Raw genomic sequence first — 12,210 nt, 5'->3', positions numbered from 1 at the left:
CATATGAGAATAATATTCAGAATTCAACCTATTCTCCAATAATTTCTTTGATGCAAGCTTTGATTTCATCGCATTTGCAGTTTGCATAAAAGTATTCTTTAAATTTAGGTCCGCTAATAGCGCCCTTTAATAATTCTTGGTCAATGTTCTTTAAGATAGTAACCATATCAACATGTGTAACTTTCTTTACTTGATCAAGGATTTTTTTGTTACGTTGTTCTGGAATAACTCTTTCCTTTGGATATCCTTGTCCACTTTCACCAGCGAATAATTTTTCGAAGATGTATTCAAGATTTAATTCAGCACCCCATCCAAATCCTTTTGCAAAAGGTAGCGCAATTGCATTACCATCGTTGATTTGTGCAAACATGTATGCATCAGAAGGATCTACAACGTGACCGCAAAGCACATTTGGGAAAGAGTTTGCTGCTAACATTGCACCTTCGCCTGTACCACAACCAGTGATAACATAATCTGCGGCACCAGAGTTAAGTAAGATTGCTGCTAATAAACCAGCTTGAACATATGTTAATTGTGCTTCATCTTCTGCACTGTACATACCATAGTTGAATACTTCATGTCCTTTTGGTTCAACTACTTTCTTTAAAGTTTCGCAAATTAAACTATTTTTTGCTGCTTGACTGTTTTCATTAATTAATGCTATTTTCATTATGATTCATCCTTTCATCTTATGCTTTGGTATAAAATTACCATTCCAATGAGTTGTTTTCTTGCGTTTTATCGCGTAATAATAAATCAGCAACCGCACTTTTCGCAGATTTATTCTCAAATAAAACGAGATTAATTTGTTCTACAATTGGCATTTCTACATTATATTTTTTCGCTAATGCAAGTGCAGCTTTGGCAGAGAAAACTCCCTCTACTACTTGCTTCACTTCTTCCATGGCTTCATTCATTGTATAACCTTTGCCAATCAGATAACCTGCATTGCGGTTACGGCTATGTTTACTTGTGCAGGTAACAAAAAGGTCCCCTACACCAGACAATCCTGAGAAGGTTTCTAACTTACCTCCCATTTGGATACCCAAACGTCCAATCTCAGCAATTCCTCTTGTCATTAGCGCAGCCTTAGTATTATCACCAAATCCTAAGCCATCTGCAATACCAGCTGCAAGTGCTATAACATTTTTTAAAGATCCACCAAGTTCTATCCCTATAATATCTGGACTAGTATATACACGAAAATTATCCGTCATAAACGCATCCTGTATAAAAGATGCAGTTGCTTTAGAGCTTGCTCCAACGACACAAGTCGTTGGTATTCCTCTACTAACCTCTTCTGCATGACTAGGGCCAGATAATACTGCAATATCTACATCTTTAATTTCATCTTGTATAATATCTGTTAAGGTCTCTAAGGTGGTTTCTTCAATACCTTTTGCTACATTAACTATAATAGTTCCTTTTTTGATAAATTGATTTGCTTTCTTTGCTGTCTCTCTTACATAAGGAGATGCAACTGCAAATACAATGATCTTTGGTTCTTTACAAGCTAATTCTAAATCTCCTGTAACCAGGATATTCTCTGGCAAAATAGCTTCTGGTAAATTGGGTACATTGTTTCTGTCATGATTAAGCGCTTGTACTTCTCTTTCTAGGGCTGACCAAAGAATAACTTCATGTCCATTATTACTAAGTAAAATTGCAAGAGCGGTTCCCCAAGTCCCTGCACCTAAAACACTTATCTTCATCTTAACCTCTTTTCTCAAATATTGCAAGTTTTTACACAATATCTGTTTTATTAGTACCTATACGTATCTGTTTTTTACTCATCTGTTTATTTCTTGGCTACTAAAGCTTATCAAGTCAACTTATCTATTTATTGCTTTTCTTGATTAGGATCTATTTTAACTTTTTGACCTAATTTATTTTCTGTACCATTTAATAAACGCTTTATGTTTGCACGATGTGTATAAAAAGCAGATGCCGCATATATCAAACCAATAATCAGCATATGTATATCACCAGGATGTCGAATTGCTATCCAAATTGGGAATAAAATAGATAACAATAAAGATCCTAGTGAAACATATCTAGTAATTGCAACAGCAACAACAAATACAATGATAAACGTTGGTATTAATAATGGATCAAAGGCTGCCATAACTCCTGTAGTAACGGCAATCCCCTTTCCTCCTTTAAAATGTAACCAAAAAGGATAGTTATGTCCTAATACAACTCCAAGTCCTGTATAAAGCCCTAGAAGCTGTGCATAATCCACATCCGCAAAAAGAATATTACGAAATAAAAGAATTGGTATAATCGCTTTTAGGAAATCCCCTAAATAGGTTAATGCGCCTGCCTTCCACCCTAATGTTCTTAATGCATTAGTTGTTCCAGCATTCCCACTACCATACTTGCGAATGTCCACATGATTCGCTTTTCCAACTAAATAACCTGTGGAAATACAACCAAATCCATAGCCACATATTAGGCAAATTAATATTCTTGCAACCATTGCTGTCATCCTCCAATGAATGATAATTAAGCGTTTTCTTTTCGTTCACGAATGAAAAACTTCAAGGACGTTCCCGAAAATCCAAAGGCTTCTCTTATTTTATTCTCCATATATCTAGTATATGAATAATGCATGAGTTCTTTATCATTAACAAAGATAACAAAAGTTGGAGGTTTAACCGCAACTTGTGTAATATAAAATAGTTTTAAGCGTTTTCCTTTGTCTGAAGGTGGCTGCTGTAGTGCTGTAGCTTCCATCATAATTTCATTTAATACACCTGTGGAAACTCTTAGGTTACGATTTTGAATTACAACTTCAATATGGTCAAACATTTTAGTTAAACGTTGTCCAGTCTTTGCTGAAATAAACATAATTTCTGCGTATGGAATAAAGGATAAAATTTCACGAATACGATTTGTATGCTTATAAATTGTTTTATCGTCCTTTTCAATTGCATCCCATTTATTTACCGCAATAATAATACCTTTACCGCGTTCATGTGCGATACCCGCAATTTTAGCATCCTGTTCCGTAACACCTTCTGTTGCATCAATAACTACAATTACAACATCTGCTCGTTCTACTGCACTAACGGTACGTATAATACTAAAGCGTTCAATTTCTTCTTTAATTTTACTTTTTCTACGTAATCCTGCGGTATCTATAAAAACATAATCTTTATCATTCCAAGTTACCGCTGTATCAATTGCATCTCTGGTAGTACCTGCAATATCAGATACAATAACACGATTTTCTCCAAGAAGTTTATTGATAATCGAAGATTTCCCTACATTCGGTTTACCAACGATTGCGACTCTTGGACGTTCATCTTCTTGTTCTTCTAACATTTCTGGTGAGAAATGACTTACTACTTCATCTAATAAATCACCAAAACCTAACATAGATGCTGCTGAAACTGCCATAGGATCACCAACACCTAAATTATAAAATTCATAAACGTCTGCCATGAATTTTTCAAAACTATCTACTTTATTTACTGTTAAAATAATTGGTTTTCCAGATTTTCTAAGCATATCTGCTACTTTAAAATCTGCATCTACTAAACCTTGACGAACATCCACAACAAAAAGTATAACATCTGCGGTTTCAATCGCGATTTCTGCCTGTTCACGCATATATTTTAACATCATGTCTTTGCTCTCAGGCTCGATACCACCAGTATCAACCATTGTGAATTGCTTGTCTAACCAAGTTACTTCAGCATAGATACGATCTCTTGTAACACCTGGTGTATCTTTAACGATGGATATTCTATCTCCTGCTAGTGCATTAAACAATGTAGATTTACCAACGTTTGGTCTCCCTACGATTGCTACAATTGGTCTACTCATTCTTACCTCTTTTCTGTAAATACATAAGTCTCAGTCTTGTATTTACTTAAAAATATATTATCTATTGTAATGTAGTTTCAATTAGAAACACATAACACTTCTGTATTATATAAAATCACTAATCCAAAATTACGTCAATAAATGACGCTCCTTCTGATTTTACAATACGAATAGGTGTTTGTAAAGCCTTTTCGATATCATTTACAGTTAAATCATCTAGTAATACATTTTCCCCATCTCGTAATAATACATTCGGTAAAACTAAGTATTCTCCTAAATCTTTATCTGATAATTGTTTAATAATGTCTTGTCCAGTTAGTAATCCAGCAACGGTAATTTCAGGTCCAAAAAAATCATTGATAATCGTATAAACATTCACTTCGATATTTGGGTACTTCTTAGTGAGTGTTTCACTAAGTTTTGTAACAAGAGGCGCTGCTAAAACACCAGTTGCCATTGAAATTTTCTTTCTTCTATCATCTCCAAGAAGATTGCTATAAGCTAATTTAAACTCTTCCTCTAGTGACCTTACCATTCCTACTCCATTTTCAATCTGAGGATATCCTTCATAAGCTTCTTCTTTTGGTAATTCACGTTCTGCTGTAATATACCATTCATCACTTGCAAAAATAAATCTTGTTCCATATTTACGTTTTATTTTTGCTTGCCATCCCTCAATTTGTTCAATTAATTTTATTGAGTCTTCTTTATTAAATTTCTCAAGAGGTGCTAGCTTTTCACGGAATTTTGTCAAGCCAACTGGCACAACAGATACGCTCTTCATATAAGGAAGGTAATTCATTAAATCACTGATGGTTTTATCTAGTTCTTCACCATCGTTATACCCCTTACATAAAACAACTTGTCCATTCATTTCAATGCCTGCATCATAAAACTTCTGCAATTTTTCTAGAGCATCTCCAGCGAAACGATTGTGTAGCATTTTCTGTCTTAATTCTTTATTTGTTGTATGAACAGAAATGTTGATTGGTGATAATTTATAAAAACAAATACGTTCCACATCTTCATCGCTCATATTCGTTAAAGTGATATAATTTCCTTGTAAAAAGGATAATCTAGCATCATCATCTTTAAAATAAAGCGTATCTCTCATTCCAGATGGCATTTGATCTATAAAACAAAAGATACATTTATTTTTACAAGAACGATATTGATCCATGAGCCCTTCTTCAAACTCAATTCCTAAATCATCCTCGTAGTTTTTTTCAATTTCAAGTTCCCATTCTTCGCCGTTTTTCTTTTTAACAATAAGTGTTAAAAATTCATCATTGATTAAGTAATGGTAATCAAATACGTCCTTTATCTTCTGTCCGTTGATACGTAATAATTCGTCACCAACTTCTAATTCTAACTCCATTGCAATACTATTTTCTTGCACTTTTTTTATGACATGCCTTGTTTCGGCTTTTCTTTGCATTTAGTACTATCCTTCTTTCTAAAACTCAATATACTTTACTTAGTTTATCATGCAATTTGGAAGCATGCAATATTAAAACTTTTTTGCATGCAATATTAAAACTTTTTTACATACAATATTTAAACTTATTTGCATATAATATAAATTTTTTTTGCATGCATTATAAAAACTTTTTTGCATGCATTACAAAAATTCTTTACATGCAATTTAAAAACTTTTCGCATTCTTATAATTATTATTTCAAAAGACTAGAAATTCAATTACTATATAAAAAAGAAAATATAAAAACGGTGTGAGCTTTTGGTTCACACCGTTTTTATATTTTGTATTATGAATATCACACTAAACTAGATAATTTGAAGCTAGATTTTGAAAGCTTTCTTTATTCTCTATTATAAATTGTTCATAGCTAACATTATTTTCTTCTAACATCTTAGCCAAGTCAACAATAAATGATGGAATTTCTCTAACTAGCATTGTACCTAGACTCTCTCCTAGTCTCGTATTGGTCTTGCTTACATCACCGCCAATATATAACTCGAAAACTTCTTCTAAGGTATCATTTACTTTTTTCTTTCTTCCAACAAATCCAAGCTGACTCACTTGATGTCTAGCACAACTATTTGGACAACCTGAGATATAAACTCTTGGAAGTAACTTCATGTCAACGCCTGCTTCTTTTACTACTTTAATGATATTTTGACATAATGATTGACTTTGTAAAATACCAATTTGACAAGTTGGAACGCCTACACAGGATACACTCATTTCAATGTTCATCTTATCAATTAATTCAGGTAATAACTCATGTAATTCTACAACCATTTCTTTTGTTAAGTTACGTAGATACATATCTTCATGCATACTAAGTCTAATTTCAACATTTTCATCGTCATGAGTATTCACAAAATCTACAATTGTGTCATAATCTTTAGAAGATAATTGACCACATACTGGATGTAACATTACGCTATAACGTCCTTTTTGCTTCTGTGGAATTACATTAATGTAATCATCAAGCTCAGATTCCCATTCTTCAAAATGTTCTATGACAGGTGTTATTTCTTTGAATTCTTCCTTCTTTTTCACTTGTTCCACATAATTACGATAACATTCAAGGAACTCTTGTTCTCCCATTTCTCTAGGGATAAATCTTGTTCTTGCTTTCATTTTATTCTCATAATTACCATGTTCCATAAAAAGCTGAACCATTGCTTCTACATAATAAAGAACTTCACTTGGACGGATTAAATCAGGATATACAAGTGAAATAGCAGGTGCATTTCCTAATCCCCCCGCTAAATACAGTTTGAAATATGCTTCTCCATCTTTTTCAACTGCCATAAATCCAACATCATCAATGGTTGCACAACCAGAATCTTTTAAATCACTTGAAAATGCAACTTTCAATTTTCTTGGTAAATGATAGGTGGAAGCGTTGCTAGTAAAATAATCACCAATAAGTAAGGCATATGGAGTTACATCAAACACTTCTCCTTTTTCTACACCAGCAAGTGGGGACATAGAAACATTTCGTGGGAAATTGCCACCGCCACCTCTTGTAAACAAATCATGATCAATAGCATCATGCATAATATCGCACACAGCATCGATATCAAGATCATGTAATTGAACTGCCTGTCTTGTGGTAATATGAATACGTTCTAGATTATATTTTTTAACATAAGATTGAATCAATCTCATATGTTCTTTTGTAATTATTCCTGAAGGTGTTTTTAGGCGAATCATGAATGTTTTTCCACCCTTTTGAGCATAAACTCCCATTCCACCTGATTTTGCTTTAAACTCAGGTACGGTTAGCTCGCCATCTAAAAATCTATGGCCATTTTTCCGAAATTCAACAATTTCTGATTTTAAAAGTTCTTTGTAAGTTTCCATCATGTTCCTCCTGTCGATCTTTTACCTAAAATTCCTATATGAAATTTATCACTCAACTTCTATTATACTGCGAAATTAAAAATTCTTAAACTACTATTCCACTACTTTTATGAGACAATTACTTCCATACCGTTTATTATTATTTTTACTTATGCAATATATACCAATTATTTTATAGAAATTTCTATTTTCCCAATAATTAAACAATAAAATAGCTATTTACAAGACTCTTTGTCGTATAAATAGCTATTTTAATTTATGTATATTTGTAAATATTTATGTATTTTATCTAAATTAGTGATTCATAAAGTTTTGTTATATCTTCTACGCTAGTTTCTCTTGGATTACCAGGACGGCAAGCATCATCATATGCAGATTGTGCAAGAAATGGTATATCTTCCTTCTTTACAATGTCTTTTAAATCTTTTGGTATTCCAACATCCTCTGATAATTTTCTCACTGCATCAATGGCTGCTTTTCTATATTCATCTTGTGTCATGTTTTCTGTGCCAGCAACACCCATAGCAGCTGCAATATACTTGTATTTATCCCCAGTTGTTTCTGCATTATATTCCATTACTGTAGGTAGAATAATTGCATTTGCAATACCATGAGGTGTATCATATAAAGCACCTAATGGGTGAGCCATAGAATGTACGATACCTAAGCCAACATTAGAAAATCCCATTCCAGCAACATATTGACCAAGTGCCATTCCCTCTCTGCCTTCTGGAGTATTATCTACTGCTCCACGCAATGAACGTGAAATTATTTCTATAGCTTTTAAATGGAACATATCAGAAAGCTCCCAAGCACCAGCGGTAGTATATCCTTCAATTGCATGAGTAAGTGCATCCATACCAGTTGCTGCTGTTAATCCCTTTGGCATACTAGACATCATATCAGGATCTACAAAAGCTACAACAGGAATATCATGAGGATCTACACACACCATTTTACGGTTTTTTTGCACGTCTGTAATTACATAATTGATGGTTACTTCAGCTGCTGTACCCGCTGTAGTAGGAACTGCTAAAATTGGAACTGATTTATTTTTAGTATCTGCAACTCCTTCTAAGCTTCGTACATCAGAAAATTCAGGATTATTAATAATAATACCAATTGCCTTTGCAGTATCCATGGAAGATCCACCACCTAAGGCAATGATGTAATCTGCATTGCTTTGTTTAAATGCATCTACTCCACTTTGTACATTCTCAATTGTTGGATTTGCTTTAATATCAGAGAATAATTCATAAGCTAGTTCACTATTTTCAAGAACATTAATAACTTTTTGTGCTACCCCGAATTTTACTAAATCTGGGTCAGTACATAATAAAGCTTTTTGAAAACCTCTTGCCTTTACTTCGTCAGCAATACTGTTAATTGCACCAGCTCCATGATAAGATGTTTCATTTAAAATAAATCTGTTTGCCATTTTTATCTTCCTTTCTAATCTAATTTGCTACCAGTTGTTTTAATAGGATTTACATAATATTGTTTATTTTTTAACATAGTGTTTTAGATAAAAAGGATTTAATTTATAGAAGATATGAATCAAATCCTTATTTATAAATTATTTTATCAAATTTAAACCTAAACTTGTTATTAAAATCGGTCTAAATCTATGCAAAAAGAACTTTAATTGTAAGAATTTTAACAATGATTTTTATCGTGCACCTTTGTAAATTCTATTTTTTAATTATTAATTCTAGCTGTAGATTCCTTAGTTGAAATCATGTATTTTTTAAGGTTAATTAAACTTTTCACTTTAATTTCTCCTAATAAATTTGATTCTTTTACCAATCCAAATCTCTCATTCCTACTATCCAGAGAAATATCCATGTTATCACCTAATACAAAATATTCATCATCGCCTAAAATTATTGGACGTTCCAAAATACCTGCATCTTTAATGAAGTCTTTTGAGTAATCTTCTTCCAAAAGTTCATTGTTGATATAGATTCTTCCATCTATGATTTGTAACTTTTCATTTGGTAATCCTATGATTCTTTTCACAAACAAATTAGAATCTTGTTTTGCAACAACGATATCTCCTCTTTCTGGTTTTTGAAACCAATAAGCAGTTCGATTTATTAAATAGCTTTCACCATTCATTAAAGTAGGTTCCATGCTTTCCCCACTAATTATCATATTAGGAAAAATAAATCTTTGGATAATTAAAATCAAGCCAAAGATGATAGCGAAACTAACAGCAATCAGTATTCTCCTTTTTCTTAATTTCTTAGCTATATGTTCAAACTTTAACGTCTGTTGATCTGAGATAAAGTCTTGTTCTGATGTATTACCACGAGCTAAAAGAATCTCTTTCTTTGATGTTCCATCCTCCTTAACTTCGCCTATAAACCTTTTACATTCCTCGCATATTTCCAAATGTTCCTCTATAATCTGGTTACTATCATCACTCGTTGCTCCATCCTGATATAAAGGTAATACATCTTTTATAATTGCACATATATTTTGTTCCATTATAAATATCCCTCCAAACTCTTTCTTAAAAGTTCCTTTCCGCGAAAATATATTACTTTTGCTGAGCTTTCACTAATTTGCATTATATTACCGATTTTTTTAAACGGCATTTCAAAAAATAATCGATAAACTAAAACATCTTTATATTTTATATTCATTTCATTCATGCATTTAATGATTAATTGATGAAGTTCGTTCCCTTCTATTTGATTTTCTGGTGTGATAATGCTCTCCAACACATAATCCGTATGAAACGCCGAAGTGTCCATGCTAATATGTATTGGATTCTTCTTATAGTACTTATAGCAAGTATTTTTTGCTATTTGACAAATCCATGTTTTTATTTCACATTCCCCTTTAAATCGATGTAACGAAATGCATACTTGATAAAAGGTTTCTTGGGTTAATTCTTCTGCCAAATCTTCTTTATAATTTACCATTTTAAGTAGAAACAGAAAAATCATGTGACTATACATTTTGTATAGTTCTTCTACATCATTCATTAATTTTTGCACCTCCTACCCATTAGTATCCAAAAATTAGAAAAGGTTACATTTATTTTTAAAAATAACAGAAAATTATTTCCATGGCATGGCTTGACTTCCATTTCAGGTAGGCATACAATAAGTACGAAATCAGATTTGGAGGAAACAATACATGAGTAATAGAAAAATCTCAGAAACCATTCCGATTGCTCCTTTAAAAATTATTGCATTAGAAAACATAAAGGAACTTGGTGAAAAAGTAAATCAATATATTGTAAATTCAAGACATAATACATTAAGTAAGAATCCATCCTCTCCCATATATCTTGGGTATCAAAATGATTCTTATTTAGTTGATTATACACTTCCTCGTTTTGGAACAGGTGAAGCAAAAGCTGTTATTAATGAAACAATTCGCGGTACTGATTTATTTATTATAGCCGACGTAATGAACTACAGTAATATGTATCATATGTTTGAAGAAGATAATCATAAGTCTCCTGATGATCATTTCCAAGATTTAAAACGTGTGATTGCTGCTGCTAAAATAAGTAAAGCGAAGCGTATTAATGTAATTATACCATTTTTATATGAAAGTAGACAGCATAGAAGGGACAAATTGGAATCTTTAGATTGTGCACTTGCTCTTCAAGAGTTGTCCCAAATGGGAGTTGAAAATATCATTACGTTTGACGCACATGATGCTAGAGTACAGAATGCAATCCCAATTCGTGGATTTGATAATTTCTTTACTAGCTATCAATTTGTACGTGATTTATTACGTTATGTTCCAGATATTAAAATTGAAAAGCAACATTTAATGATGATAAGCCCAGATGAAGGTGGTATGACAAGAGCTGTATATTATGCAAATGTTCTGGGAATTGAAATGGGTATGTTTTATAAACGTAGAGATTATTCTACAATTGTGGATGGTAGAAATCCTATAGTATCACATGAATTTTTAGGATCCTCTGTTGAAGGAAAAGATGTGTTTATCGTAGACGATATGATTTCATCCGGTGATAGCATTTTAGAAGTAGCTGCAGAATTAAAAAAACGTAAAGCTGCACGTGTCTTTATTGGCGCAACCTTTGGTTTGTTCTGTAATGGCTTAGAACGCTTTGATAAAGCTTACGAAGAAAAAGTGTTTGATCGTATCTTTACTACAAATTTAGTCTATAATCCACCAGAACTTTTAAATAAACCTTATTATAACAACGTTGATTTACATCGATACTTATCATTGATCATTGAATCCTTAAACCACGATACTTCAATCAATGATATCATTAGTCATCCAGCGTTAATTAAAGAACTTTTAGATGAGCATAATAAGAAAACAAATGCTTAAAACAGCAAACAATAATGGATGTTACATTAGTGGTTAAAAATCACTGATGTGACATCCATTTTCTTTCTATAAATATTTTATTTTTTATTCGTCTTTTAAATCTTTTCAGTACTATATATTTAAAATTATTAGATACTATCGTGACAAAATAACTAGCTAACTTGTACTTTCTTGATCACAACTTCATTCTTTTCTACCACTACCTCATAATACTTCTTACTTATGTAATTGAAATCTTCCGTAAATTCCTCACTTACAGAATAACCATCTTTTAAATTCACAGTTATTTTAAAAGAACATTTTTCATCTTCTTTCATAGTGATTTGCGTGCTTTCGTTAAATTTAAGACCATGTATTAAATAAGCTTTATGTTCTTCCTCATTATCTTGTACTTTAACTGAGATACTTTTAACCTCGTCTGGTAATTTATATGTAATCACTAAATTGGGCTGTTCTATCACTTCTTCTTGCTTGTATACCCTTGTCAATATAACGCCAGTAAAAATAGCACCTATTAATAATAATATACTAGCTGCAATGTGTTTAACTTTCATATCGCTTCTCCTTGTAGGCATAAAATATAGTTTATATTTAGATGCCTTTATGATAATTACTAAAACATGCTTTGGGTTATCTTCTATTATGATGGATTAAGCTTAGAAAGTAAATGCTTTTTTACATAATATAGTAATTATTATCTATTATTACAATTT

The 12,210-nt window shown here is 32.1% G+C and carries 11 protein-coding genes; 1 reads left to right on the top strand and 10 read right to left on the bottom strand.

The genetic code is table 11. From position 1 onward, the window contains the following. Positions 1-28 precede the first annotated feature (28 nt). The 9 genes from BN4220_RS15170 to BN4220_RS15130 all read right to left on the bottom strand — a co-directional run bounded on the left by BN4220_RS15170 (position 29) and on the right by BN4220_RS15130 (position 10,161). Positions 29-670: an RpiB/LacA/LacB family sugar-phosphate isomerase gene (locus BN4220_RS15170; protein WP_066718193.1), complete on the bottom strand. Its 642-nt coding sequence runs from the start codon at positions 668-670 to the stop codon at positions 29-31. 37 nt (positions 671-707) lie between these two features. Continuing rightward, the gene (locus BN4220_RS15165; protein ID WP_066718190.1) at positions 708-1,712 is read right to left on the bottom strand and encodes an NAD(P)H-dependent glycerol-3-phosphate dehydrogenase; all 1,005 of its coding nucleotides are present in this window, start codon (positions 1,710-1,712) and stop codon (positions 708-710) included. Between the two features lie 128 nt (positions 1,713-1,840). After that, on the bottom strand, positions 1,841-2,479 hold the full coding sequence (gene plsY / locus BN4220_RS15160) for a glycerol-3-phosphate 1-O-acyltransferase PlsY (RefSeq protein ID WP_066718187.1): 639 nt from the start codon (positions 2,477-2,479) through the stop codon (positions 1,841-1,843). Between the two features lie 26 nt (positions 2,480-2,505). Continuing rightward, positions 2,506-3,831, bottom strand: coding sequence for a ribosome biogenesis GTPase Der (der, locus tag BN4220_RS15155; RefSeq protein WP_066718183.1), 1,326 nt, complete (start codon positions 3,829-3,831; stop codon positions 2,506-2,508). 118 nt (positions 3,832-3,949) lie between these two features. After that, positions 3,950-5,269 carry a DUF512 domain-containing protein gene (locus BN4220_RS15150; RefSeq protein ID WP_066718181.1) on the bottom strand — a complete coding sequence of 440 codons (1,320 nt, stop codon included), beginning with the start codon at positions 5,267-5,269 and terminating at the stop codon, positions 3,950-3,952. Between the two features lie 342 nt (positions 5,270-5,611). Continuing rightward, entirely contained in the window at positions 5,612-7,168 is a 1,557-nt protein-coding gene (locus BN4220_RS15145; RefSeq protein ID WP_066718178.1) for a nitrite/sulfite reductase, read from the bottom strand. Positions 7,169-7,457: 289 nt separating this feature from the next. Next, positions 7,458-8,606 carry a lactaldehyde reductase gene (gene fucO, locus BN4220_RS15140; RefSeq protein WP_066718175.1) on the bottom strand — a complete coding sequence of 383 codons (1,149 nt, stop codon included), beginning with the start codon at positions 8,604-8,606 and terminating at the stop codon, positions 7,458-7,460. 260 nt (positions 8,607-8,866) lie between these two features. Further along, entirely contained in the window at positions 8,867-9,658 is a 792-nt protein-coding gene (gene lepB / locus BN4220_RS15135) for a signal peptidase I (RefSeq protein ID WP_066718172.1), read from the bottom strand. Then, positions 9,658-10,161 (bottom strand): RNA polymerase sigma factor, encoded by a 504-nt coding sequence (locus BN4220_RS15130; RefSeq protein WP_066718170.1) that lies wholly within the window; start codon positions 10,159-10,161, stop codon positions 9,658-9,660. The genes lepB and BN4220_RS15130 overlap by 1 nt, the downstream gene beginning before the upstream one ends. Before the next feature lie 154 nt (positions 10,162-10,315). On the opposite strand from BN4220_RS15130, the gene BN4220_RS15125 reads away from it, so the two are divergent. Beyond that, entirely contained in the window at positions 10,316-11,497 is a 1,182-nt protein-coding gene (locus BN4220_RS15125) for a ribose-phosphate pyrophosphokinase (protein ID WP_066718169.1), read from the top strand. Positions 11,498-11,649: 152 nt separating this feature from the next. Here BN4220_RS15125 and BN4220_RS15120 read toward each other — a convergent pair whose 3' ends face one another. After that, complete coding sequence (locus BN4220_RS15120; RefSeq protein WP_066718168.1) at positions 11,650-12,051, bottom strand: hypothetical protein; 402 nt, start codon at positions 12,049-12,051, stop codon at positions 11,650-11,652. Positions 12,052-12,210 lie beyond the last annotated feature (159 nt).

The sequence above is a fragment of the Clostridium sp. Marseille-P299 genome (assembly GCF_900078195.1).
Classification (GTDB): Bacteria; Bacillota; Clostridia; order Lachnospirales; family Lachnospiraceae; genus Lachnoclostridium.
The sequence above is the reverse complement of the archived record's forward strand: the minus strand, read 5'-3'. Positions and strand labels throughout refer to the sequence as shown.

Excerpts from the sequence above, each read along its gene's own strand:
- BN4220_RS15170 (WP_066718193.1), bottom strand. The coding sequence starts at position 670 with ATGAAAATAGCATTAATTAATGAAAACAGTCAAGCAGCAAAAAATAGT.
- BN4220_RS15165 (WP_066718190.1), bottom strand. The coding sequence starts at position 1,712 with ATGAAGATAAGTGTTTTAGGTGCAGGGACTTGGGGAACCGCTCTTGCA.
- plsY (WP_066718187.1), bottom strand. The coding sequence starts at position 2,479 with ATGGTTGCAAGAATATTAATTTGCCTAATATGTGGCTATGGATTTGGT.
- der (WP_066718183.1), bottom strand. The coding sequence starts at position 3,831 with ATGAGTAGACCAATTGTAGCAATCGTAGGGAGACCAAACGTTGGTAAA.
- BN4220_RS15150 (WP_066718181.1), bottom strand. The coding sequence starts at position 5,269 with ATGCAAAGAAAAGCCGAAACAAGGCATGTCATAAAAAAAGTGCAAGAA.
- BN4220_RS15145 (WP_066718178.1), bottom strand. The coding sequence starts at position 7,168 with ATGGAAACTTACAAAGAACTTTTAAAATCAGAAATTGTTGAATTTCGG.
- fucO (WP_066718175.1), bottom strand. The coding sequence starts at position 8,606 with ATGGCAAACAGATTTATTTTAAATGAAACATCTTATCATGGAGCTGGT.
- lepB (WP_066718172.1), bottom strand. The coding sequence starts at position 9,658 with ATGGAACAAAATATATGTGCAATTATAAAAGATGTATTACCTTTATAT.
- BN4220_RS15130 (WP_066718170.1), bottom strand. The coding sequence starts at position 10,161 with ATGAATGATGTAGAAGAACTATACAAAATGTATAGTCACATGATTTTT.
- BN4220_RS15125 (WP_066718169.1), top strand. The coding sequence starts at position 10,316 with ATGAGTAATAGAAAAATCTCAGAAACCATTCCGATTGCTCCTTTAAAA.
- BN4220_RS15120 (WP_066718168.1), bottom strand. The coding sequence starts at position 12,051 with ATGAAAGTTAAACACATTGCAGCTAGTATATTATTATTAATAGGTGCT.